17 protein-coding genes are annotated in these 23,755 nt (G+C 56.4%); 10 read left to right on the plus strand and 7 right to left on the minus strand.

Features of this window, described 5'->3' with window-relative positions; genetic code table 11:
- Positions 1 to 94 precede the first annotated feature (94 nt).
- Positions 95 to 1,501 (plus strand): DUF1501 domain-containing protein, encoded by a 1,407-nt coding sequence (locus HNQ64_RS06795; protein ID WP_184206788.1) that lies wholly within the window; start codon positions 95 to 97, stop codon positions 1,499 to 1,501.
- Between the two features lie 45 nt (positions 1,502 to 1,546).
- Here HNQ64_RS06795 and HNQ64_RS06800 read toward each other — a convergent pair whose 3' ends face one another.
- Positions 1,547 to 2,716: a class I SAM-dependent rRNA methyltransferase gene (locus HNQ64_RS06800; RefSeq protein ID WP_184206790.1), complete on the minus strand. Its 1,170-nt coding sequence runs from the start codon at positions 2,714 to 2,716 to the stop codon at positions 1,547 to 1,549.
- Between the two features lie 94 nt (positions 2,717 to 2,810).
- On the minus strand, positions 2,811 to 4,112 hold the full coding sequence (locus HNQ64_RS06805) for a hypothetical protein (RefSeq protein WP_246430963.1): 1,302 nt from the start codon (positions 4,110 to 4,112) through the stop codon (positions 2,811 to 2,813).
- A 253-nt stretch (positions 4,113 to 4,365) separates the two neighbouring features.
- Between HNQ64_RS06805 and HNQ64_RS06810 the strand changes: the two genes are divergently transcribed.
- Entirely contained in the window at positions 4,366 to 7,053 is a 2,688-nt protein-coding gene (locus HNQ64_RS06810) for an autotransporter-associated beta strand repeat-containing protein (protein WP_184206792.1), read from the plus strand.
- Between the two features lie 140 nt (positions 7,054 to 7,193).
- On the opposite strand, the gene rimO is transcribed toward HNQ64_RS06810, so the two are convergent.
- Positions 7,194 to 8,546 (minus strand): 30S ribosomal protein S12 methylthiotransferase RimO, encoded by a 1,353-nt coding sequence (gene rimO / locus HNQ64_RS06815; protein ID WP_184206801.1) that lies wholly within the window; start codon positions 8,544 to 8,546, stop codon positions 7,194 to 7,196.
- Between the two features lie 145 nt (positions 8,547 to 8,691).
- On the opposite strand from rimO, the gene HNQ64_RS06820 reads away from it, so the two are divergent.
- From HNQ64_RS06820 to HNQ64_RS06840, 5 genes are all read left to right on the plus strand, one after another.
- Positions 8,692 to 9,594 (plus strand): hypothetical protein, encoded by a 903-nt coding sequence (locus HNQ64_RS06820; protein ID WP_184206803.1) that lies wholly within the window; start codon positions 8,692 to 8,694, stop codon positions 9,592 to 9,594.
- Between the two features lie 18 nt (positions 9,595 to 9,612).
- A complete protein-coding gene (locus HNQ64_RS06825) occupies positions 9,613 to 10,098 on the plus strand; it encodes a hypothetical protein (protein ID WP_184206805.1) in 486 nt (161 codons plus the stop codon).
- Between the two features lie 137 nt (positions 10,099 to 10,235).
- The gene (locus HNQ64_RS06830) at positions 10,236 to 12,749 is read left to right on the plus strand and encodes a serine/threonine-protein kinase (protein WP_184206807.1); all 2,514 of its coding nucleotides are present in this window, start codon (positions 10,236 to 10,238) and stop codon (positions 12,747 to 12,749) included.
- 62 nt (positions 12,750 to 12,811) lie between these two features.
- Positions 12,812 to 14,347 (plus strand): 4-alpha-glucanotransferase, encoded by a 1,536-nt coding sequence (gene malQ, locus HNQ64_RS06835; RefSeq protein WP_184206809.1) that lies wholly within the window; start codon positions 12,812 to 12,814, stop codon positions 14,345 to 14,347.
- A gap of 65 nt (positions 14,348 to 14,412) precedes the next feature.
- A complete protein-coding gene (locus tag HNQ64_RS06840; RefSeq protein ID WP_184206811.1) occupies positions 14,413 to 15,768 on the plus strand; it encodes a hypothetical protein in 1,356 nt (451 codons plus the stop codon).
- A gap of 4 nt (positions 15,769 to 15,772) precedes the next feature.
- Here the strand turns inward: HNQ64_RS06840 and HNQ64_RS06845 are convergent, their stop codons facing one another.
- The 4 genes from HNQ64_RS06845 to HNQ64_RS06860 form a co-directional block, all read right to left on the minus strand.
- A complete protein-coding gene (locus HNQ64_RS06845; RefSeq protein ID WP_184206813.1) occupies positions 15,773 to 16,819 on the minus strand; it encodes an NHL repeat-containing protein in 1,047 nt (348 codons plus the stop codon).
- A gap of 37 nt (positions 16,820 to 16,856) precedes the next feature.
- Positions 16,857 to 17,111 (minus strand): hypothetical protein, encoded by a 255-nt coding sequence (locus HNQ64_RS06850; RefSeq protein WP_184206815.1) that lies wholly within the window; start codon positions 17,109 to 17,111, stop codon positions 16,857 to 16,859.
- Positions 17,112 to 17,182: 71 nt separating this feature from the next.
- Positions 17,183 to 18,064, minus strand: a complete 882-nt coding sequence (locus HNQ64_RS24290) for a transglutaminase N-terminal domain-containing protein (RefSeq protein WP_184206817.1) — start codon at positions 18,062 to 18,064, stop codon at positions 17,183 to 17,185.
- Between the two features lie 32 nt (positions 18,065 to 18,096).
- On the minus strand, positions 18,097 to 20,643 hold the full coding sequence (locus HNQ64_RS06860; RefSeq protein WP_184206819.1) for a circularly permuted type 2 ATP-grasp protein: 2,547 nt from the start codon (positions 20,641 to 20,643) through the stop codon (positions 18,097 to 18,099).
- Between the two features lie 365 nt (positions 20,644 to 21,008).
- Here HNQ64_RS06860 and HNQ64_RS06865 point away from each other — a divergent pair, with 365 nt between their 5' ends.
- From HNQ64_RS06865 to HNQ64_RS06875, 3 genes are read left to right on the plus strand one after another with little or no spacing between them, the layout of a single operon-like run.
- Entirely contained in the window at positions 21,009 to 21,803 is a 795-nt protein-coding gene (locus tag HNQ64_RS06865) for a DUF3450 family protein (protein WP_184206821.1), read from the plus strand.
- A gap of 22 nt (positions 21,804 to 21,825) precedes the next feature.
- Positions 21,826 to 23,334 carry a MotA/TolQ/ExbB proton channel family protein gene (locus HNQ64_RS23890; protein WP_246430964.1) on the plus strand — a complete coding sequence of 503 codons (1,509 nt, stop codon included), beginning with the start codon at positions 21,826 to 21,828 and terminating at the stop codon, positions 23,332 to 23,334.
- Positions 23,335 to 23,336: 2 nt separating this feature from the next.
- Entirely contained in the window at positions 23,337 to 23,744 is a 408-nt protein-coding gene (locus HNQ64_RS06875) for an ExbD/TolR family protein (RefSeq protein ID WP_184206823.1), read from the plus strand.
- Positions 23,745 to 23,755: the final 11 nt, after the last annotated feature.

Consider the following 23,755-nt stretch of genomic DNA (forward strand, 5'->3'; position numbering starts at 1 on the left):
CTTTGATGATGGCAAGACATTGTCCTGTGCTCAAATGGAAGTCTTGAGGGCTGGGGTGGATAGAGTGGCCTGGCCTGGGCCGTAAGTTGCTATCATGGCCCCCGCTTTTGAAAATCGCTTGAATCGCCGTCTGTTGCTTCAGCGTTCCGCTGCTGGATTCGGTGCACTCGCCCTGCGTGGACTGCTGAGTGCCACGGAAACGGAGAATCCGCTGGCGGCCAAAAAGCCGCATTTCCCAGCGCGAGCTAAGAGGGTGATCTTTCTCTTCATGAAGGGCGGGCCTTCCCATGTGGACACCTTTGATCCGAAACCTTTGTTAGACCGTGATCATGGAAAGCCGCTGCCATTTGCACTGCCTCGCGTGACCTTTGCGAAGACGAGCACACTGCTGAAATCGCCATGGAAGTTCAAAAACTACGGTGAGAGCGGCCTGCCAGTGAGTGATCTTTTTCCGCATGTGGCCAAGTGTGTGGATGACCTCTGCATCATGCGCTCGCTGCATGGGACGAATCCGGCTCACGGTGGCGCTTTGCTGAAGCTGCACACGGGCAGTGATACCTTCGTTCGCCCGAGCCTGGGAGCCTGGGTGAGTTATGGCCTAGGCACCGAAAACTCGGACTTGCCTGGCTTCGTCACCATCTGCCCCACACTGGCGCATGGCGGGGTCAATAACTGGGGCTCCGCTTTCCTACCCGCCTGGGCCCAAGGCACGCCGATGGGGAATGCGAGCGTGCCGGCGGCTCAAGCTGTGGTACGGCACATTCATAGCCCTCTGAAGGTGCCAGAGTTACAACGTTTGCAGTTAGACCTGGCGAGTAAAATGAACCGGCAGCATCTGGGCACGACGGGGGAGAATGCCGATCTGGAAGCTCGGATCAATTCCTTCGAGCTCGCCTTTCGCATGCAGTCGGCCATGCCGGAATTGCAGGATATCGGGGGCGAAACGGAAGCTACGAGGAAGCTCTATGGCCTAGACGATCCCGTGACGCAAAACTTTGGCCGCCAGTGTCTGATGGCACGGCGTTTTGCAGAGCGTGGCGTGCGCTTCATCCAGGTGACGCATAGTGATGCCAATGTTCAGTGGGATCAGCACGGTGATTTGATCAAAGGCCACACCAAGAATGCAGCAGAGGTGGATAAACCCATCGCCGGCCTGCTGCATGATCTGAAGTCACGCGGTCTGCTGGAAGATACCCTTGTGGTCTGGGGTGGTGAATTTGGCCGCACGCCTGTGGCGCAGGGCGGAGATGGGCGGGACCACAATCCTGAAGGCTTTACCATGTGGATGGCAGGCGGCGGGGTGAAAGGCGGCATCGCATACGGAGCCACGGATGATTACGGTTACTTCGCCACAGAGAACAAGGTTCACATCCATGACTTTCACGCGACCATCCTGCACATCCTCGGGCTAGATCACGAAAAGCTCACCTATCGTTATGCAGGCCGTGACTTCCGCCTCACGGATGTCCACGGCCATGTGGTGAAGGATATTTTGGCCTAGCCCCCCATCGGGAAGGGGGCGAAACTTGAAGTTAGACTTTGGGCCTCACCAGGCTGCCACGACTTCGTAGGCGTAACCGACGAGGTATTCCGTCTCGGGGATGGTGGCGAGGATGGGATGATCTGGGCGCTGGCTGTACATCGCCACGCGGCGCAGGGTCTTGCGAGCATCCACGGCAGCATCTTCGATGCTGGAATGAAACTCGCCGGTGCTGACGTGGTGGCTGCAACTGTAGGTGGCCATGATGCCGCCAGGTTGCAGCATTTTCAATGCGCGCAGATGGATCTCTTTATATCCCCGCATGGCGTCCTTCACATTGGCCTTAGTCTTGGTGAATGAAGGGGGATCGAGAATGATGAGGTCGTAAGTCGCGCCGCTGGATTCCTGCTGCTTGAGAAAATCGAAGCAGTTCGCGGCGATGAAAGTGACCTTGGCTCCGGAAATTTCAGCGTTCTTTTTGGCCAGCTCGGTGGCGCTTTCGCTGATGTCCACGGCAGTGACTTCGGCCGCTCCTGCCAGGGCACAGGCTTGGGCAAAGCCTCCCTGATTGCTGAAGCAATCCAGAACGCGTCGTCCCTTGGCCAGCTTGGCGGCGTGCTGGTAGTTGTCGAGCTGGTCGAGATACAAGCCCGTTTTTTGACCTTCGATGAGATCGGCGTGAAATGCGCTGCCTTCATGTCGAACCACAAAAGGTTCAGGGGTTTCGCCATAGACCACGCCTTTGATTTGCTCCAGCCCTTCTGCCTTGCGCACGCCACCTTCATTGCGCTGGATGATGCCCTTGGGGGAGAAAATCTGCACCAGGGCCTGGATGATGAGATCCTGGCGCATGGCCATGGCCAAGGTCAGCGTTTGAAGGACGAGGTAATCACCATAACGGTCCACCACCACCCCTGGCAGGCCATCGGATTCACTCCACACGACGCGGCAAAGGCTGGTATCTACCCCGGCATCGGTGCGGGCTTTCAGGGCGCGCTCGATGCGGCGTGTGAAGAAATCCAGATCCAAATCCTGACGGCGATAAGAGAAAAGCCGCGCACTGATCTGCGATTGTGGATTGTAGATGGCACTGCCCATGGGCTTGCCGCGTGCGTCCTGCAACTGCACCACATCTCCGGGTTTAGGCTCGCCAAAGCGGCCTTTGATCTCGGTGGCATACACCCAAACATGACCGTGGAAAATGCGTGCGCGAGGCTGGATAGAGAGTGTGGGCATGGCAGGAAGAAAGACGAACCCTCTCCATGCAGCGGGATGACCGCTAGGGCAACTGCGAAGCCGCCGAAAGTCGTCTCGTGCGCCTGGGCAAAACTCAGTCGAAGGGGGATTTGCGAATTTTGAAGACGGGGATGACGGTGGCGATCTCAAAGGGGACTTCGCCGTTTTTGAATTCCGTTAGCCGCTTCATATCCGCCATCTCAGGCTTGCTCATGGCAAACACTGGCAAGATGGGCGTGCCGTCTGCCCGGAGCTCATAACGCTGCTTTTTGTTTTGGATAAGGAGCACCCCGCCCACACGACCTCCAGGGCGTTCCCCCACGACGATGTCAATGCGGGCAGGGCTGTTGAATTTAAACCAACGCCCGGCATAGGCATGGCGATTGGGGGCCACCATGGGGCCGCCGAAGTCCTGGCGGATTTCCGTATCTCGGCGCTTTTCACCATGGTCATGGATGGGATACCAGGAGGCATCCAGCACAGGGCGGTTATTGATGTAAACGAGAAGGGCATCGTCAAAAAAACCGACGAAACGGTAGTCCCCCGGCTCGGGGACTTCGATGGTGCTGGTGTAGTGAACGAACCAAGCTCTCGGCTCCACTTCCTTTTCCACGGCAAAGGATTTGGGGCCTTCATTGGCAGACATGTTGGGGATGGCCAAAAAGGTAAAATTCATCTGCTGGCTAGCTTGATAAAAATCCTTCATCGTTGTGTCAGCGAACTTTTTGTTAGCCGCATTGTTGATGATGGCTGCGTAAGCCGCTTCCGAATCCGTGTAACCCGTGGTCTTGCGATCCCGGTTCTGCTTCAGGTCGTAAAAGGTGCCGGGCATGCCCTCGCCGCCAAGTTTGCCAAAAAAAGTCATGCCGACAAATCCCTGGACAGCTCCAGAGCCAAAGGCGGAGTTGAACCCCCCGCCGCCTCCGGCTTTACCAAAGCCACTGCTGCCCAACTTGCTGGCGCCGATCATGGCACTGGCATCTGGCAGGTCTAGGAGTTCCAGCGGAGCTTCGGGTAGGGAAAGGGTGGCGTCTATGGAGGTGGTGACAAGTCTCTGCATCGGCCGGGGTTTGTTGAGGGACGACCGCTTTTTCTGCTGCATCTGGTGTTTGACTTCGTTCGAAGCTTCAGCGCCTAGCCGGGTGCCGCCTCCAGGAAGGAAATCCACCTGCGGTTCCACGCTTTGGGTAACGACGACGACCAACCCTGCCGCCAATAATAGAACAATGTGGATGGCGAGGCTTAAGGTGAGCGAACCACCACCGATTTTCTTCCAGACACGCAACCAGGGGGAAGATATTGAGAGGGCTGCGCCTTGGGCGGGGGCTCGAAGAGCTTTGTTGGAGGGTGAGTAGAGCGAGTGCGTGGATTCACCGGAAAGGGTTGGATCAGACATGGCTTGTGCAGGCATGATGAATCCTGAGCCCCCTGGTTAGGCCACGTTATTCGGTGAGAGAGTGGCTTTCGGGACAAAGCCTGTTCTAAATTCAGGGCAGCAAGCTAGACGTTGGTCAAATTTCTATCTGTCTGAGAAGGCGTGTACTCCTTTGAAAAAAGGTGAGGGGACTTCTTTGGGAGGTGCCACAATTAAAGGTTCTGCTCATTGCGGTTTGCGGGCTGACTGCTTAGATGACCCCCCCCCCCAACCTATGCAGTCCCCCCTTTTGCACGGGCTTCGTGCGTTCATTTGCCTCGCTTGCGTTTGCGTTTTTTCATCGGTCTTTGCGGCCAATGAGGCCGTCTGGACGCCCACCAATGGAACGAATTGGTCCACTTCGCCCACGGAAGGGGCTAACTGGGTGAATGCCACGGGAAGTGTGACGCCGTATAATATTTCGGGTGGCAACTTGGTCCTGCAGTTTGCCAACAGTGCGGGAGGTATTTCGAACAACAATTTTAATGCGGGATATTCCCTGGGCAGCATCACCTTTCTGGCGGGAGCCGGAGCCTATACTTTAACGGGTAACCAAGTTTCCTGGCCGACTGGATCAAGCCCTCTGGCCATCATTGCCAACAATAGCAGCAACGACCAGCGCATTGATTTTGACTTTGCTCTCACAGCGAGCGGAAACCGATCCGTCAACAGTTCAAGCAGAACGCTGATCTTCGGCGGCAATGCGACGGGCGCAGGCACGTTTTACGTCACGAGTGGGAGCGTGACTTTCCTGGGGGAACTGTCGAACACGGGCGGGGCATATCGTACCAATGGCGGCACCTTAAAGCTGCTGAATTCTAACAACAGTTTCACTGCTGAGGCCCGGGCTGCGGCAGGCATTCTCAGCACCAATAATATTGCCAATACGGGAGTGAATTCTTCGATCGGCAAAGGGTCTAACATTGGCCTAGGCCAATCGTATTCAAACACGGTCAGCCTGGCGACGCTGCAACTCACCAACGAGGTCAATTCTAAAACAGGCGTGGTCGGCAACGCGGGCTCCGGGATAACCAATCGCTCCATCAACCTCAGCAACGGTCTATCCGCTGTGGCGGGCACATCACTGGCCGCGCATAACATCTGGGGCGGCGGTATTTTGGAAAACACGGTGGCTGGCGAAACTGCGACCTTTAATGGCCGTGTTACTTCCAGTGTTGGCGCAGCCAGATCCAGTCTATGGATGCTGGGTGCGGGGAATGGGGTGATCAATGGCAGCCTCGCCACAGGTACCGTCGTCACCACACCGACCATCGCTAACTCCATCAAAACAGAAGTGGTGAAAGCTGGCACGGGCACCTGGTCACTGAATGCGCCTAACGTTCATGCGGGTGTTACGACGGTGTATGATGGTGTGCTGAAAATCGGCAACTCGACCGCGCTGGGCAGTGGTGGTTTTACCACCGCAGGGAACAATGGCGGCACGGTCGTATCGGCAGGCTTGACCCGCACGGTGACTTCGGATGCCTCCAGTTTACCGAGCGTCAATGCTGCGGCTGCGGGGACTCTGGACTTGAATGGTCAGACCAATATCAATGAGGTTATCACCCTCAATGGCAAAGGGTTTGCCGATCAGGGGGCTTTGGTGAACAACAGCAGCACACCGGCGGTGATCAACAACGGTATCGCCTCCATCACCATGACAAGTTCAAGTGGAAACAGTGGGGCTGCCGTGACGGTGAGCATCGCCGGTGGTGGCGGTAGCGGAGCGGCCGCTGTAGGAACTTTGGGCCTGACGGCGCAGAGTTTTACCGTCACGAACGGAGGCAGTGGTTATACCACTGGAACGAATGGTTATTCGGTACTCGGCATCTCTGGTGGGGGTGGCACTGGGGCGTATGCGAAGGTGGTATTGACGGGCGGCACTGTCACTGGGGTGGAGATTCTCAACATGGGCAGTGGTTTTTCAAACACGGCTTTCAACGTGAGCATTGCGGATGCCCCCGGGGTGACGGAAGTGCCTGCCACGATCACCACCAACACGAACAACTACGCTATTGAGGTGGCTGTGAACAACCCTGGGTCTGGCTACACCACCGCGCCTACCGTGACGGTGAATGGAACAGGCACGAATACCGCAGTGGCCAATCTTTCGTCTATCAATCTAGCCACGGCCTCACGAGTGGGCGGCAGTGGCGACATCATCGTCAATGCGGTGGTCTCAAGCTCCACGGCCACGGCGGATTTGACCAAGATCGGTGCCGGCACCTTGGTGCTCAATGGAGTGAATACCTACACCAGCAAAACCCATGTTTATGGCGGTACCTTGCAAGTCGGCACTGCTGGCAGCGGCAGCATCGGCAGTGGGGATGTGGACTTGATGACGGATGGGATTCTCGCAGGCTCTGGCACGGTGGGTGGCTACACATTGGTGAATGGCGGCATGATCCGCCCTGGCGATGCGGCGGGTGCGGGCACGGGCTTCCTTACTTTCACCGCAGCGGGTGGGCTACGTCTTCAGGATGATGCAAATCCACTGACGTCCAATATTGGTGGGTTGCTGACGCTGAATGGCGCGACACTCAATGCCATCCTGCTTTCGGACGATCTATCGAACGGTATCCAAACCGTCACGACAGGCTTAATCGGCGCGCATGATCAGATCCGCATCACGAACACGTTGACGGTGGATTTGGGGATGAAATTCCAAGTGGAACTGGCCAGTGGTTATGAACCTGTCGCGGGGGATGTCTTCAATCTTTTCGACTGGGGATTCAGCAACTTTACGGGTTCCACCAATGAGAATGATTTCCTGATTCTTCCCACCCTGACCAATGGCCTTTGGAACACGTCCCAGTTTTTCACCGACGGGATTGTTTACGTGATGGTTCCTGAACCTGGAAGAGCCTTCTTGTTAGGCCTGGCGATGACGGCGATTGTCTTCCGCAGGAGGCGCTCGTTTTAAAGCGATAGATAAAACGCAAGGCTTTAACAAAAAAAGAGGTCTGGTAAAAGATGGAGACTGTTGATCTCCAGACCTTTACCCAACCTCTTTTTAAGCTGCTTTTTGGCAGATTCCGCCGTTAATTTTGATTCGTCGTAACTTCAGCCCGCCACGAGATCGTAACCGCGCCAGTCTTTGATAGTGACATCGGCGAAGCTGCCGACGGGGAGCTTTTTATCCACAAAGACGGTGGTATCAATGTCCGGGGCATCCATTTCACTGCGGGCCACGCCGGGTTCCTCGACAAGAACGCGAAGGGTGCGGCCGACTTGCTGGCGGTTCACCTGTTCGACACTCCGCTGGATGGCACGCATGGCTTCATTCCAGCGGGCTTTGCGGGTCATGTGATGGATCTGGCCGTCCATTTTGGCGGCGCGGGTATCTTCTTCACGAGAGTAATTGAAGACGCCGGCACGCTCGAATTTTTCGTCTTCAATGAATTGGATGAGCTCGTTGAAATCAGCCTCAGTCTCTCCGGGGAAACCGACGATAAAGGTGGTGCGGATGGCGATGTCCGGGATGCCTGCGCGGATGCGCTTGATGAGGTTGCGGATGTACGCACCGTCGGTCTCACGCTTCATCAGGCTCAGCATATTGTCGCTGATGTGCTGCAGCGGCATGTCAATGTAGCGGGCCACTTTGGGACTTTCCGCAATGGCGGAAATGAGGTCGTCGCTCCAGTGCGCAGGGTGCGTGTAAAGCAGGCGAATCCAGAAATCTCCCGGGATGGCATTGATCTCGCGGATGAGGGTGGAAAGGGAATGGCCTTTGGTGGAGTCCACTTCGCTGCGGGGTTTAGGGCGTTCGCCCTCCCACTTGTCCATGCCAAAGTAGGTGGTGTCCTGAGAGATGAGGTTGATCTCCTTCACGCCGCTTTCGATGAGCTGACGGGCTTCCTTGACCACGCTTTCCTGAGTGCGGCTGCGATGACGGCCACGGATGCGGGGGATGATGCAGAAGGAGCAGGTGTGATTGCAGCCTTCAGCGATCTTGATGTAGGCGAAATGTTTGGGCGTGAGACGGAAGCGAGGCGTGTCGTAATCTGGGATGTATTGCGGGCCCTTCGTCACGTGGTTTTCCTGCTGCTCCTGGCCCATGAGACGTTGGATGATGGGGGCCACTTGAGTGATCTGGTCCAGGCCGATGAAGGCATCTACGTCTGGCATCAGCGTCGGCAGCTCTTCACGGAAGCGTTGGGAAAGGCAGCCTGCGACGATGATCTTTTGCTTCTTGCGCGCCTGCTGCTCTTCACGTGCATCCACAGCTTCATGGATGGCACCCACGCTTTCCTTCTTGGCCATGTCAATGAAGGAGCAGGTATTGATGATGAGAACATCGGCCAGGTCAGCCTCCGGGGTCATGGTCATGCCTGCCTGCTGGAGGTGGCCGACCATGATTTCGGAGTCAATGAGGTTCTTGGCGCAACCGAGGGAGACGAGACCGACTTTGATCATAGGGGGGCTGAGAATACGGGTAAAAAGCCGGGAGGAAAGGAGAAGATGGGGCTTTCCTGGGGAAAATGGAATCCCACCCCGTTTGAAAACAAGGTCTAGCAATCGCTGGAAATAGGTGTAGCGCCCACGTATATCTCCAATAGCCATGTCTCTTGTCCGTTCTTTTTCTGCCCGCGCCTGCCTTGTGGGTGTGTTCACTGCCCTCACTTTGGTGGGAGGCTGGGCACAGACACCCGCCCCGGAGTCTCCTCCTAAACCCCCTGTTCCCCCTCTTCCGGGTCAGGAGGGACAGCGCATGGCCATCCCAGATGACCTGCTAGGCGATGAACACGTGCGGGAGGAATTTGGCGTGAACCAATTTACCACCCCTAGTATTCGCAAGCTTTTTGAGATGCTGGATGGCCTGGGCAAACTCTCCTACGATGCGCTGAAGAGGCCCATTTCTCGCCAGACACCTTCGGATCGTGTGCTGGTCTCATTGGGCTTGGGCACGCTGATCGCGGATGGCTTTCTCATCGTCCAATGTGAAAAGGTGGAAGCGATGGAGGATGTGGGGCGTGCTTTGATCAAATATGCGAAGGTTCTGGGAACGGGCAGCCGCATGAACCGCCACACTCAGAGTTTGTTTGAGCACAGCATTGATGGTCAGTGGGACAAGCTGCGCACTGAATTGGCCCTGACTCAGGCCGATGTGGAGGCGGAAATGGTGCAGTTGCGGGATGTGGACATTGCCCACCTGGTGAGCTTGGGCGGCTGGCTGCGGGCTTTTGAGATCGCCACTCGTAGCGTGCATGACAACTACACACCTGAGAAAACCCTGCGTCTCATGCGCAAGGACATCGCTGAATATTACCTGGCCAGCCTGGAGCACCTGAGTCCCCGCCTGCAAGCCAATGAATCTCTCAAAGCCCTGCGTGCAGGTTTCCAGGCCCTGCTCCCACTCATGGATGTGCCGCAGGATAAGCCGATGACTCAGGGGCAAGTGAAAGCTCTGAGTGATCAGGCTGCCAAGCTGGCCTCCGTGGTGACGGGTGCGATGAAGAGCTAATTTGCCTAACGAAGAATCATGTCACAACTTTCCCCCGAACAACTGGCCCAAGTGGAAATCTGGGCGGCTGATGGTGCCAATCTCAATGCGGTCCAAGATCGCCTCAAAACGGAGTTTGGCATCACCCTCACCTACCTGGATGCCCGCCTGCTGATGCTGGATGTCGGCGTGCGCATCAAAGACAAGCCGCGGGAGGTCATTAAACCTGCCCCGACTCCAGTCCCACCTGATGAAGTGCCTGCTGGGCAGGAAGGCCTGGACGTGGAGGTCGGTGGTCAGGTCCCTGGTGCTGGCATCCAAATGAGTGCGGACCAGATCGCCATTCCAGGTGCGCTGATCAGCGGTAAAGTGATCTTTAGCGATGGTGTCCAGGCTTCCTGGTTCCTAGATCAAATGGGGCGTCTGGGACTGAATGGTTCCCCCCAGGGGTACCAGCCGCCGCCTGCCGATGTGCCTCAGTTTCAGCAGCAACTGGAATTGCTCATGCAGAAAGCTGGCCTCTAGCCTGCTTTAGGACTCGCGAGACGGTATTCTTGTTTGAATCCCCACTGCATCCTCGTTTAGAGGGGGATGTGTGCTTGCCTTTTGTGTCTGGTCTTGACGTGAGGCGCCATCGCAGGTTTTCTAGCGGCTGAACGGCTATGAGTCACGCTCACCCCCAGGCTACGACCTCATTAGACTGCCCGATCCCACCCACGCACAATGCGCTGGCCATGCTGGATCTGGCCCTGGAGGAGTCGTTTGACCTGCTGGCTGGCGCGCAGGTGGAGCAAGAGGGGGATGTCATCGGCTGCTACACGCTGTTGAAACGCATCGGCGAAGGGGGATTCGGCATCGTGTGGAAGGCGGATCAAACCCTGCCCATTCGGCGGACGGTGGCCATCAAGGTCATTCGTCCAGGCATGGATTCCCTGGCCGTGCTCTCGCGCTTCCGGGCTGAACGTCGTGCCCTGGAAAGGATGTCGCATCCGAATATCGCGGTCGTTTTAGATGCGGGAACGACGCCCTTGGGGCGGCCTTATTTCGTGATGGAGCTTGTCAATGGGCGGCCCATCACTTCCTATTGTGAGGAAGCAGGTCTGGACCCCCGCCAGCGAATCTCCCTATTTTTAGATGTGTGCCGTGCGGTGCAGCATGCTCACCAAAGGGCGGTGCTGCATCGGGATCTGAAACCCTCGAATATTCTAGTGGCTGACGGCGATTCGGGGCCGGTGGTGAAGATCATTGATTTTGGCATCGCCAAGGCTCTTTCGGATGACGGGCTGACGGGGGAAAGCATCGCCTACACCATGCGGGGCATGGTGCTGGGAACACCGGAATACATGGCCCCGGAACAGGCGGCCATGGGGGCTGAGGTGGTGGACGTGCGGGTGGACGTGTACTCGCTAGGAGCCATCCTTTACCAACTGCTCACAGGAGTGGCACCTCTGGATTCTGACTCTCACGACAAGAAAACTTCCCTCACTGCGATGCTCCAGCGCATCTATGAGATGGAGCCTTTGCGCCCCAGCTTGCGCGCGAAACAAAGGTCGGCGGCTGGCAAACATTCGCCCTGCCAACCAGAGGCTTTGGAAGGGGATCTGAATTGGATCATCCTCAAATCTCTGGAGAAAAACCCTGAGCAACGCTACGACTCAGCCAATGCTCTAGCAGATGATTTGCGCCGTCACTTGGATGATGAGCCTGTCAGTGCTGGGCCACCGGAAAACTGGTATCGGTTTAAAAAACTGGTGCGCAGGAATCGCACGGCCTTTGCTTTGGGTTCCATCATTGGGGTGAATCTGATCATCCTAGCCGCCGTCAGCACCTACGCGTTCATGCAAGAATCCAGGGCGCGCACGAATGCGGAACGGCTGCGAACTTTGGCCGAATCTCAGTCCAAGAAAGCCCAGGCTTTGAATGGATTTTTGACCCAGTTGCTGAGTCAGGCTGGCGAGTTTGTGGCGAAGGGAAAGAATCCCGAGGCCCTCAGGCTTGCAGTGAATGAGAGCGTGAAGGAAGTGGAAAATCTGCAGAGCGAGCCTGAATTGCAAATCGAACTGCTCAAGCAGCTAACCTCCATTTTTATGGCCATGGGGGACTACCGCAGCGCCCTGCCGCTATGCCGTCAAATGTATGAGCTATCGGCAGGTCTATACAGTGAGTCAGACCCTCGTACGCTGGCGGCCAGATTGCTGATGGCACGGTCTTATTCAGATACAGGGGATAAACCTGAGGCCCTGCGGCAGTATCATGAGATTGAAGAGCTCTGGCGCTCGTTGGGGCCAGCCTACGATGACAAGCGTTTTGAGGTGGCGCGTTATCACGCGCGTGAACTTGCCCGCCAGGGTCGTGGTAAAGAAGGGCAGGCTCTGGTGGAAGAATTCATGCAAAAGAACCTGGGCGATTTGCAAAAACAGGCGTCGAATTGGCTCTTCCTGGCAGATTTGCAACTGGGCATGGGCGAATATGGAATGGCAGAGGCAACGGCGAATAAGCTGCTGGCTTTGTATTCGAAAGATGCCGCTTTGGCGGGGGCACACTCGCGTGGGCTCGCTTTGCGTACTCTGTCTCGTATCAAGGCAAAGCAGGGTGACCATGGGGCTGCGGCTCAGGCGCTGGAGGAGAGCATTCGCATTTCCGCTTCCCAGCAGGGCGCTGAATTTTACAGCTTGGTGGGCCGATGGATCGAGGTGGCCCGCCATTATAATAAAACGGGGCGTACGCAGGATGCCTTCCGGGCAACGGATGAGGCCATTTTGATTTCCCGAGGCCAGGGAAATGATCAGTTGCTACCCAGGGCCCTGCGCGGAGCGGCGGAGATCCGTGAGGAGGCGGGCCATCCGCAGGCAGCCCTGGCCTTCCGCCGAGAGTGCATGGAGATGGAGAGGCTGTATAATACGGACCGGGGAAAATGGATCTATGAGCTGTCTCAGATCGTGCGTTTGGAGGCCTTGATGAGCCTGCACGATGATTTGAAAAGAGATGCGGCGCTGCTTTGGAATCACTCACAGACGGAGCCTGCGGTGACCAGTGACCCGCCCTTCATGCGTTCCATCTGCGGCATCCTTATCAGCGCTTGTGAAAAGTGGCAAAAAGCAACGGGTGAGCTGGCCTTTCAGTCGGAAATCCTGGAGTGGAAGACCATCACGGCCGAGGGCATGGTCCAGAAGTAAGTCAGGCCCACTTTGTGCTTAGAGTTGATTGACTCACCCTCCTCTGTCTTATCCCTCCAGCCATGTTTTCTATCCCGCGCTCCAGTGGTATCCTCCTGCATCCCACCTCACTTCCAGGGAGGTTCGGCATTGGTGAAATCGGTCCTGAAGCGCATCGTTGGCTGGATTCCCTGCATCGGATGGGGCAAAAGCTCTGGCAGATGCTGCCGCTGGGGCCGACGGGATTTGGGGCTTCTCCGTATCAAAGCCTATCGAGCTTTGCCGGGAATCCGCTCATGATCAGTTTTGATTCTTTGCGCAATGACGGGGTCCTCACACCTCAAGACTTGGCGATGATCCCGGCCTTCCCTGACCACAAAGTGAACTTTATTGCGACGGAAGAGGTGCGGACGGCGTTCCTCAAACTCGCCTGCCAGAGATTCCTGCATCAGTGTGAAGCCAGCCCATTGCTAGCGCGGGCTTTTGAGGCCTTTTGCGAGCGTGAAGCCGAGTGGTTGGACGACTATGCTCTTTTCATCGCCATCAAAGGTGAGTGCGGTGGTCGCCCCTGGAATGAATGGCCCCCCGAGCTGGCTATGCGCCAACCCGAAGCCATCAACGATGCCATGGTGCGTTTGGATGATGCTTTGGAAGAGGTGAAGGCCCAGCAGTTTTTCTTTTTCCGCCAGTGGCAGAAATTGCATGCCCGCGCGCAGGAATTGGGCATCAGCCTCATCGGCGACATCCCTATTTTCACGGCTCATGACAGCGCGGACGTTTGGGCCCGGCCAGATCTCTTTGAACTGGATGAGCAGGGGAATCCCATCGTGGTGGCAGGCGTGCCACCTGACTACTTCAGTGCTACGGGACAGCGCTGGGGAAACCCTTTGTATAAATGGAGCGCGCACGAGGCGGAAGGTTTTGCGTGGTGGAAAGCTCGCCTGCGCAAGACTCTGGAGATGGTGGACATCGTGCGTATTGACCATTTCCGTGGCTTTGCCGCTTATTGGGAAATTCCAGCCGCAGAGCCGACGGCGGTGAATGGCCGGTGGGTCGGCGCTCCTGGAGACGCTTTGTTTGAGGCTTTGAAAGGCGAGATGGGAGATCACGTGCCTGTCATTGCGGAGGATCTGGGAATCATCACCCCAGACGTGACTGAGCTGCGCCTACGGCATGGTTTTCCAGGCATGAAGGTGATGCAGTTTGCCTTTGGGGCAGATAGCCTTTCAGAAGATTACATTCCTGAATTTTATCCCGATGAGTCTGTGGCTTACACGGGAACGCATGACAATGATACCGTCCTAGGCTTGTTTAACAGCGGGGAAGGGGAGGACACGACGCGCTCGGCGGAACAAATCGCGGCAGAGCGTCGCACCATCCTTGGTTATACCAAGACGGATGGGTCGCAGCTTAACTGGGATTTCATCCAGGCCGTGTGGGGATCTCAAGCCCGCATGGCCATCGCTCCGCTGCAAGATCTCTTGGGCCTGGGCAGCGAGTCCCGCATGAACACCCCTGGAAAAATGGGAGACTTCTGGAGCTGGCGATTCACCTGGGATCAAATGCTGCCTGAAATCGAGGAGCGCATGAAAAACATTACCTCCGGCACAGGTAGGTAGTGGCATTTGATTGATGGATCTGCGCCGTTAAGATTGTATGAAGAAGGCTGCCCGCTGCCTTTTTCATGAAGCTCGTCATCCTTCTTTTTACCCTTCTGTTCTGCCCGTGCTTGTCTGCCATCCAGGTAGATCCCGGGAAAGGCAGCGATGCGAATGATGGTGTGAAGGCTCCGGTGAAAACGATCGCTCGTGGAGTCAGGTTAGCCCAGCCGGGAGATACCGTTTTTTTGGCGCCTGCGACTTATTATGAAAGTGTGGTGCTCAGTGGGAAAAAAGGCGTGCCTGGGAAGCCCATCACGATTGATGGCCAGGGCGCGATCATTGAGGGAAGTGAGCCAGTGCGTGCGGCGGAGTGGGAATCTCTAGGGGCGGGGTTATTCCGAAAAGTGAAGCTAATGCCGCGCATGGACCCTGCCATTTTAGGGCGCTGGTTTTTCCTGTGGAATGGGCGCATGAATCACATGGGCCGCACTTCCAAAGGACCGAGTGCGCCGCTGAAAAAAGTGGCGGATCTTCTAGCCGATGAATGGACCTATGTTCAGGAGGATGATGCTTTTTATGTGAAGCTGCCAGTGGGGGTGGATCTAGATGCTGCCAATCTTCGCTACCCACTGCGTAGCAGTGGAGTCGTGCTTTCTGGAGACGGTGGCCACCTTGTGGTGCGGAATCTCACGTGTACCCATGTGTACAATGATGGCTTTAATATCCACGGCGACCAAGTGGACACGGTGTTTGAAAACATTTCCGCGATCGAATGTGGGGACGATGGTTTCAGCGCTCATGAAGCTGCCGAGTGTCGTGTGGATGGTTTTGTCAGCATTGGAAATTCCACGGGGCTTTGCGACACGGTTTCCAGTGTGACCCACTTCAAAAATGTCTATGTCCGTGACTGCCTGGGGCATGATATTTTCTTCATCGGCGATTCTCCTCACAGCATGGAAAACGTGCTGGTGGAGAGCAGTGCGGCTTACGCTTTCAGTGTGGCGCAGCACGGAGACCGCCCTCAGAATGGGCTAAGCCGGGTGACGCTGAAAAATGTAGTGATCCGCCGTCAGCCAGGGGAAACAGGCGATCTCAAAGTCACCCGAGGAGGACTGCTGAAAGCAGAGAACTGCACGTTCATTGGATTGAACGTGTTGGTAACCCCCGGTGCAGAAGTAGAGCTAACCAAATGTGTGGTGAAGGGTGGGGCGGAGAAGCCGGAAATCATCATCTTTGATGAAGCTACCTGGAAGGGGGCGGGCAATCAGTATGACCTGAAGAGCCTCAGAAAAGGCCCGAACTTTTTTACCCCCCAAACCTTCGCGGAGTTTCAGCAGAAGTTCGGCAGTGATGCAGGTTCCAAGTGGGAAGAGGTAGCCACCTCACCCTCTGGTGTCGGGGCAGATGAGGTGAGCCTGGAGCGACTGAGAACGAAGTAGCGCCTTAAATTCTGCGCAGTTTGTAGGGGTATGCTTGGTCGGCATTCCACTGGCAGGCGTAGAGGTCGCCTTCATCATCCACGCAGACGTCGTGGACATTGCGGAAGATGGCTTGGTCCTGCAGCAGCACTTTGACCTGATCTCCCTCATACTCTGGTGCCAGACCCCCAGGAGCGGAGATGACTCGGTTTTCTTTGTCCAGGATGATGATGAATCCTCGTTCGCGCCACATGCGGTAGTCCCCGGGCTTCATGCCAAAGCACACGCCTGAAAGCAGTAAATCTCCCGCGATGACGGGGCGGCTCATGAAAGCGCCCGGCAGATAAACGGAGCGCACATATTGTCCATCCAGCGTGTACCAGTGGAACTCATTGCGAACGCGCTCGGTGCATAAAACCAGTGGGGTGGGGCCGCGTGAATCGATCGTCACCCCATGCGCTTGCATGAACTTACCGGCATTCATCGCCTGGGTGCTGAGGCCACCAAACTTGCGGATGAATCTGCCCGTGTTATCAAATTGTAGGATGAACTGAGAACCGTAACCGTCTGCCACATAGATATCACCATTGGGTGCCACGGCGGCTTCGGTGGGGGCATATTTGGAGAGTGCATCGTATGCACCACAGTCTTTGGCATGAGGTAGCTTCAGCAGGACTTCGCCTTTCAGCGTGGTCTTGATGACGGCACCGCTGGAAGGGTCACACAGCCAGAGGAATTCTTGGCCATTGCGACGGTCGAGCGTGAGGCCATGCCCGCCTTTGAGTTTGAGTGTCCAGGCATCCAGCACCTGACCTTCTTTGTCGAAGATGAGGATGTTGTTGCTGGCCTCGTTGGTGATCATGAGGAGGCGCTTTTGGGCATCCATCACCATTTCATGGCAGTCCTTCACGGGGTGTTGGTCCCGTTTGGCCTTGCACCATTCCAGGTCCAGTTGGTAACGATGCTGACCGTGGCCGATCGTGCTGCCTTGCAGGCTGGTTTTACTCTGTGACCTAACAAAAGGTGCCGCGAAGGTGGTGCTGGCAGTGGCGAGAAAAGTACGGCGTTTCATGCTCTGTAAACTAGAGCTAGAGGCAGAAACTATCGCCCTACCGTTTTACAACAACCTGCCCGCCGGAATAATGCAGGAGATGTCCCGCTAGCCCTGTGAGTGTTTGCCTGGAGAGGGCGATTTCCGTTTCTCCCACGAAAAAACGATGATGGGCCGGGGTGCTAAGGAGAGAGACCCAGGTGAGCTGCCACCAGGCATTGCCAGCCTGCGGCCCTTCACGGCAGCGCACATACTCCAGGGCTAGCAGTTCACCGCCATGGAAGGAACCCTCCTGGAGGTGTTTTTCGCTCAAGAAATCTGCGAAGGGTTGAGAATAAAAGAAACCGCAAGGGTGGCGGTGAAGGTGCATGCGTGGGAGGAAAATCAGTCTGGATCTGGTAAGACATCCACCGCGACTAGGAGCCGCTGTTCTCCCGCCCCAATCGTAACGCCGCGCAGTGGACTGACATCGGCAAAATCACGCCCCCAGGCCACGGTGATGTGGCGCTCCGATGGCAGGACATTGTTGGTGGGGTCAGCATCCATCCAGCCGCAGGTCTCACCGCAATAAACTGAAATCCAGGCATGAGAAGCATCTGCGCCCACCAGCTTGACCTGGCCGGGCGGGGGCAGCGTCTCTAGATAGCCGCTGACGTAGCGCGCTGGAAGTCCCAGGGAACGAATGCAGGCGATCATCACCTGGGCGAAATCTTGGCAAACGCCGCGCCGCTGCTTCAGGGCTTTTTCCACGGGGGTTGCATAGTCGGTGGCGGTGGGATCAAAGATGAAATCCTCATTGATGCGCCGGTTTAAATCACAGACCGCTTCCAAAATAGGCCGTTTAGGCGGGAAGGAGGGGCGCGCATAGTCTGCAAACTGAGCCCCGACAGGGATCAGCGTGGAGGCATAAGTCAACTCACCCGCGGCGGTGGTGGGATTGAAGACATCGCTGCGGCAGGCATCCCGAATGGTTTCCCAGGGTGGGGTGCTGGAGGAATCGAAAGGCTGGGCACGCTCCACCTCGACAAGACTGCGGGCGATGACTTCCAGCTTTTGATGCGAGCCTTCAATCTCAAAGTACACACTTGTATTGCCAAAATAGTCAGACCTTTCCGATCTCTGCACCGGCTCCGGGCGGATGGTCAACTCATGCCATGGACACTCCTGGAAGGGCAGGGCACGAGGCTCCAGCCGGGCCGTGTAATGTCCGACGGTCACGGGGCTCTCGTAATTGTACGTGGTCCGATGGATGATGTTGTAGCGCACGGGGGAGGTTTTTGGGTGAGGAGGTGCGGCTTTTATTCCACCCGCCGGATGGCGTGGCTAAAGTAATGCTCGGTGATGATGTCGGAAAGCTTTTCCAAGCCATCTGTAAGGGTGTCGCAGGTAGCTTTGACGGCTGCATGCAGCTCCCCTGGAGTGCGCGCCAGGGTGATGAGATTCAGGCTGCTGAGGTCAGAAAGCAAAACGTCTGTCTGCTGCTTTTCCGGCAGGCGTGACTCCAGAGTCGGGTCCACGGGAAGTTGACTCGCCTGGCGGCCTAGGACCATGAGCTGATGAGCCACGGAGCGAGGGTTGCTATCATTGAGCAGGAGCAGATCCAGCACGGGGGCCAGCACGGGGCGGGCAAAGTGGAGGCGGCGGTAGGTCATCGTGCTATCACAAATTTCCAACAACGGGCTGAGGATGCTATCATCCTGAGGTGCCTGTTTGAGAGTGCCTTTGAGAAGGGTGAGGATGATGGATCCACGCTCTAGCCGACGGCCGATTTCTAGGAAACGCCAGCCGTGGCCGCGGGTCATGTTTTCATGCTGCATGCCGCTGAGTGCGGCCAGGTCTAGCACCAAGGTATCTAGGGCACTTTGAGCCGCAGAAACACTGAAGGGCCCTGCTGGCAGGCGTGCATCACGATCCAGCCGATTGAAAAGACGCCACATGTCATCGGAGAGGCGATCTCGCGCAGCGGAGGCGTTGTAACGCAGGCGGCCTAGGAGGTCGGGCACACTGCCATCTCGTTTGGGATCTTGCAGCAGGGCCTGGAGGTGATCACGCAGGCTCGTCGTGCCCGTAGGGAGAAGGCCTATTTCGACCATCAATGCCACACAGCTCTGAGCTTCACGGCTCTGCACCAGGCCACGTTCACTGGCCAGACGTTGCATGACGACACGGGCCATGCGAATCGTGAGTTCAAGCCTCTCTGCATACCGACCTAACCAAAAGAGGTGATCTGCTGCACGGCTAGGCACGCCGCTCGGGGGGCGGGCAGGGCGGATGACGATGGGCTGCTGGCTGAGATGGCCAAAGGTCGTATCTTCCGTGCCATCTCCCAGCACCCAGGTGTCTTTGCTGATGCCGCCACTGCGCATGGTCACCAGCCAGCGCTGGGGCTCTGGGCTCACGCGGGCTAGGCCGCCAGGCATGGTGGCAAAACCATCCCCTTGGGCGATGGCAAAGGCGCGCCAGACCAGAGAACGGGGCTCCACCTTACTGCCATTCCAGGTGGGCGTGGTGGAGAGGCTGAGAACTTCCTGGGCCACCCATTCGTGGGGGGCTGCACGGATGCTTTCCAGCAAGCGGGCTTTTTGCTCTTTCTCCTGGTCGCGGATGAAGATGGGATCGCGGGAGCCCCGCATGAAGGCTGGTTTGACCACCCAGCGGTCCGGGTCCCGCATCAGCATGTCCAGCTCACGCCGCTGGCCGCACCACCAGGTGGGGACGCAGGGCAGCTTGAGCTCCTCCCCCAAAATATGTCGGCATAGGCCTGGCATAAACGGATGAAGCGCAGGGGTTTCAATGACGCCTGTGCCTAGACCGTTGGCCAGGGCGATATTGCCACTGCGCCAGGCTTCCATGAGGCCTGGGGTGCCGAGAAGGGAGCCGGAATTTAACTCCAGCGGATCACAAAACACATCGTCCACATGGCGTACCATCACTTCCACCCGGCGAAGTCCCTCGAGAGTCTTGAGCTGCGCGTGGCGATCACGCACAGTGAGGTCTGCCCCTTCCACGAGAGGAAAGCCGAGGTATCTTGCCTGGAAGGCATGCTCAAAATAGGTTTCATTGTAGGGCCCCGGCGTTAGCATCAGGATCCCCGCATCCCCGTGGCGATGTTTGGGCGCGAGCGAGCGCAGCATTTCGCGCTTCAGCTCAAAGTAGTTTGCCAGTCGCCGCACGCGTGAGGCGTTGAACTCCTCCGCATACACGTTGGACATGACAATGCGGTTTTCTAGCGTGTAGCCGTGGCCGCTAGGGGCCTGGGCCCGGTCTGCCAGCACCCGCCACGTACCGCCAGCATCCCGCACGAGGTCTGAGCCGAGCGAGAAAATAAATTTACCTCCCGGCGGATTGACACCCATGACTGGCCTGAGAAAGCCTGGATTCGCCTGCACGATGCCAGGCGGTAGCAGGCCGTTTCTCAGCAGTTTCTGAGGACCGTAGAGGTCTAAAAGGATAGCGTTCAGCAGGCGACCGCGCTGGTCTAGCCCCTCCTGCACGCGCCGCCAGTCCTGCTCAGCCACGATGAAGGGTAGCAGATCCAGCATCCATGGGCGGCTGGTGCCCAGGGCGTCATCGTAAATGTTGTAGGTGGCACCGTGATCTGCCAGCAGACGCTGGATGCTATCATTCCGCTGTTTGAGATCTGCATCCGAACAGTGGGCTAAAAAACTTCCGAAGGTCTTCCAATGCGGGCGCAGTTCTCCGCTGGGCAGCACCATCTCATCAAAGACGCCCGGCATGGCTCGATAATTGAGCAGGCACCCGTCTAGGCCACGCATCTGCTGCTGCTGCTGGGACTGGCCCGCAGGCGGAAGAGGTTCGAGATTGAAAGGCTTGGGGTTGGACATTCGGCGGGACACTCCTTCATCGCCAGAATGGCGGGATCAAGTAAGGAAACAGATTCAGTGCCAACGCAGACGAGGAAGTTAGAAAAGCTGGGCGTTACGAAATAGGCACTTAAATGGCGGGCGATACGAAGATTTGGAGGTGTATAGATGGCGCTCTTTCGTGGCAGAGGCCTGCGAGTTTGTCAGATCCGTTTCACAGTGGGGGACAGGCTTTTGCCACTTATCCCAGGTGCTTTCGTGGCCTTTGTGACTGTTTTGTCACCGTAATCATCTTTGGATTTCAAAGACGTGACTTCACTATCCAGGCCGCAGCTTTAGGCACTTCAAAGGCCTTCATGCGCGGGAATTTGTCCCACTGATCTCACGTGAATACCTCCGTTCTCAGACTCTTTTCAGCGTTTTGCCTTGTCACGGCAGGGCTGGCCTACAGTGCCGAGCCTGCTCCTACTCCAGTGGATGCCGGAGACTCTATGAACCATGCCCGCTCACTCCTGCAAAAGTGGGCAGAGACGGAGCGCCTCATCGCCTCTGAGCGGCATGAATGGGAGCAAGGTAAAGCTCTGTTAGAAGGCCGCATCACCCTCGTCGAGCAATCCGTGATGGAGATGAAAAAGAAGATCACGGAGGCTGAAACGAAGCTGGCGGATGCCAAGAAGCGCGCAGCCGAAGTAGAACTGGAAAAAGCTCAGGCGAAAGAGGCGAGCGATGCTTTGCTGGCTGCGGCGGAAGAGCTGGAAAAAGGTGTGCGAGCTCTCGTCGCACGTGTGCCGACCAATGTTAAAGAGAAGGTGAAAGTGCTGGCTGACCGCATTCCCAAAGAAGGCGCTGAAGTCAAAAACATCACCGCTGCGGAGCGTTACCAAAATGTGTTGGGCGTGGTCAATGAACTGAACAAGGCAAATCTTGAAATTGCCTCTTTGCCTGAAATTCATGAAGTGGGGAATGGAAAGAAGGCCGAGGTGAAGACGGTCTATATCGGTCTCGGACAGGCCTACTTTGTCAATGCTGCCGGTGACATCGGCGGTGTGGGTGTCCCCAACGCGGACGCCTGGGTGTGGAAGACAGATCCCACCATCGCCAAGAGCATGATGGAAGTGCTTGAGGTCATGAAAAAGACGGTGAGCCCAAAGCTCGTCGAGCTCCCTGCCACGATTGATTGAATTTTTTGCTGCTCTTTATAGTATGAAACCTTTTGTTATTCTTTGCGCGTCTTGGTTGGCGATGGCCACGGCCCAAGCGCAGGCTCCGGCCCCTTCAGTGTTTAATTCAGCCGCTAGTTCCGCTCAAAAAGACTATGAGAAAAGTCTGGAAGACCTTTCCAAGGCGCGGGCGGAGATTGATAAAGACAAGGAACCCATGAATCGCAAGCTCTCCGCTGCGGAGGCAGAATTGGCCGCCCTTCAAGAGAAATTTGCCCCTTTGACTCGTGAGCTGGATCAGGCGGAACTGAATGTGGTGAACCTTAAAAATGAGGTCAAGCTCGCCACTGACGAAAGCACTTACCTCACGAATATCATGGATGAGTTTACCAAAGGGTATGAGTCTAAGGTGCACGTCAGTGAGTTGCAACGTCTGGGGGATGTCCTTAGCAAAGCCAAGGCTGCGAGTGATGACGAGAAAGCCACGACCAAGGATCGTTTCATGGCGCAAGTAGGCCTTATCCGTGCGGCCATCACTCGGCTGGCGGAAGTGATCGGTGGCACTCGTTTTGAAGGTCAGGCCGTGGATAGCCAGGGATTTGTCATGGATGGCAAATTTGCCCTTATTGGCCCCATGGCGTTTTTCTCTGCCAAGGGAGGTGCAGGTTCGGGCATTGCAATGCCTCAGGTGGGCTCACCCATGCCGATCATCCGCAGTATTACCCCTGAGATCAATGCCTCCATCGCCACACTGGTGGAGACAGGCAAAGGCCTGCTGCCTCTGGATGCCACCCTGGGTGGTGCTATCAAAGACTTCGTGACCAAGCATAGTTTGTTAGACACCTACAAGCACGGTGGGCCGATCATGCATCCGCTCTTGCTAGTTAGCATTCTGGTTTTCGGCACGGCTATCGAGCGAATCTTTTTCATTCTGCGTGAGAAAAAGCGCCGTCAGCCACGGGATGTGCATGAGCTTTTGGAAGCTGTGGAAGCGGGTGATTTTGACAAGGCCATCAGTGTGGGCAGCAAGTCCAAGGATTATGTAGGTCGCGCTCTTTCCCATGCTCTTGAGCACGTGGAAACAAATATTTCTGATGCACTCGGCATGGCCGCAGCCATGGAGATCAAACGCTTCAAACGTGGCTTCTTCGTCCTGGATACAGGGATGACCATCGCTCCATTGCTGGGGCTGCTCGGTACGGTGACCGGGATGATGGCCTCCTTTGCCGCTATCGGTGCAGACATGGGCGCTCCCTCCGCCATCACGGGTGGTATTGCGGAAGCTCTCATCGCCACGGCCTTCGGTCTCGTCATTGCCATGACCGGTCTTGTTCCCTTCAACTACCTCAACAACATGGTGGAAGATGCCGAGCACGAACTGGAAGTGGCAGCCTCCAAGATGGAACTCATCATCGAGAAGAATAAGAAGCACGAGGAGGAGTTGCGTCACCGCCACCGCCAAATGATGGCTGGTGAAAATGTAGGTCTCCAGCAAATCTCTGGTAAGCCCGCTGTGAACAAGAACCTCGGTCAGGATCCTCTACCCGCCTAACCATGAAGTTTCGTAAAAAGCCTAAAAAGCACGCCAAGATTGAGGTCGTTCCTCTCATTGACGTGGTGTTCTTCCTCCTGGCCACATTCGTCATGGTGTCTCTTTCCATGACTAAGAATGAGGGGATCACGGTGAACAATCCTGCGGCCTCCACTGCGAGCCCGAAGGATAACAAAGATGCCACCTTGACTCTGAGTCTGGCTCAGACGGGCGAGATCTTCTTTAATAAAGAAAAGATCAATGCCGCTCAGTTACCCTTGCGTTTGCAAAGCTTCAAGTCTGCCAACAAAGACGGTCAAGTCGTAGTGAATGGCGATGGAGATGTGCCTTACAAATTCATCGTCACGGTACTGGATGAAGCCCGCAAAGCTGGCTTTACTAAGATCGCCCACTCCGTTGAGCGGAAGTAACTTCGCTGCTG

Origin of the sequence: Prosthecobacter dejongeii (assembly GCF_014203045.1) — a bacterium.
GTDB lineage: Bacteria > Verrucomicrobiota > Verrucomicrobiia > Verrucomicrobiales > Verrucomicrobiaceae > Prosthecobacter > Prosthecobacter dejongeii.